The organism is Ruegeria sp. BHSB056, from assembly GCF_059613305.1.
This window is the reverse complement of sequence record NZ_JBXWSG010000199.1, coordinates 1-1288: the sequence shown is the minus strand read 5'-3', so window position 1 is coordinate 1288 and position 1288 is coordinate 1. Positions and strand designations below refer to the sequence as shown.

Sequence of the window (1288 nt, the reverse complement as noted above, 5' to 3'; positions counted from 1 at the left end):
ATTGCAGGCCAGCACAACATGGTCGGCCCTTACGTTCCCCTTGGCGGTCCGGATCAGCGCAGGCTGGGTTTCGTCAATATCGAGGACTTCGGTGCCCTCAAAAATGCGAACACCCGCTTTGGCCGCCGCCTGCGCCAACCCCAGCACAAAGTTCAATGGGTGCAGATGAGCGGCCCCCATGTCCAGATACCCGCCCTTATAAGCGGGTGAGGGGCACAGTTTGTGGCCTTCTTCTTCATCCAGTAGCTTGATCTGGTCATAGTGATACCGGTCGGACAGATGGTCTGCATGGTTATGCAGCTCTTTTCGTTCTGAAGCTGACAGACCCAGAACCGCGACACCGGGTTGCAAGTCGCACGCGATCTGATGCTTGGCGATCAGTGATTTGACCAGATCCTTGGCGTCTTCGGCCAGGTCCCACAGCTTTGCGGCATCCGCGTCTCCGACAAGACGCTCGAGGTCTTCCTGATCCATCCGCTGCGCGCTGCCCAGTTGGCCACCATTGCGCCCCGAGGCACCAAATCCGACACGGTGGGCTTCAAGCAGAACGACATCTAACCCCGCCTCGGCCAGATGCAATGCTGCGGACAGGCCTGTGTAGCCGCCGCCCACAACGCAGACATCCGCCGTAATATCTTTGGCCAAAACAGGAAAGCGTTCCGTTGGGTTTGCCGTCGCGGCATACCAGCTGGCAGGATATTCGCCCTTGCGGTCATTGGAATAGAGCAGGTTCACGAAAAGTCTCAGACGTTGATCAGCAGATGTTCCCGTTCCCACGGAGAGATGACCTGCAGAAATTCTTCATACTCGGCCCGTTTTACGATGCCATAGACACGGGCAAACTCAGGGCCAAGGATTTCGTGCAGGGCGGTGGCTTCGTCAAACAGATCCAGCGCATCGCCCATGACCTGGGGGATATCCCCTTCGCCTTCATAGGCGTCACCATAGAATTGACGACGCGGACGCTCCTGTTCGACCAGACCCAGATAGCCGCACGCCAGCGACAGGGCGATGCCCAGATACGGGTTGCAGTCCATACCGGCGATGCGGTTTTCGACACGGCGCGATTCAGGTCCGGACAGAGGAACGCGAATGCCCGTAGTGCGGTTGTCGCGGGCCCATTCCAGATTGATCGGTGCGGCGTGGTCCTTCACGTAGCGACGATAGGAGTTCACATAGGGTGCCATCACGGCCAGACCGGCGGGCAGATGGTTCTGCAACCCGGCAATGAAGTGATAGAATGCGTCCGTTTCGCCGCCTTGCGGGCCCGAGAAGATGTTCTGTCCAG

The 1288-nt window shown here is 58.5% G+C and carries 2 protein-coding genes; both read right to left on the bottom strand.

The features are described from left to right. Positions 1–735: NAD(P)/FAD-dependent oxidoreductase (locus tag AC2FND_RS20310; protein ID WP_496771504.1), on the bottom strand; the 735-nt coding region annotated here is incomplete at its 3' end. Positions 736–743: 8 nt separating this feature from the next. Beyond that, the coding region (locus tag AC2FND_RS20305; RefSeq protein ID WP_496771503.1) for a type I glutamate--ammonia ligase at positions 744–1288 on the bottom strand (545 nt) is incomplete at its 5' end.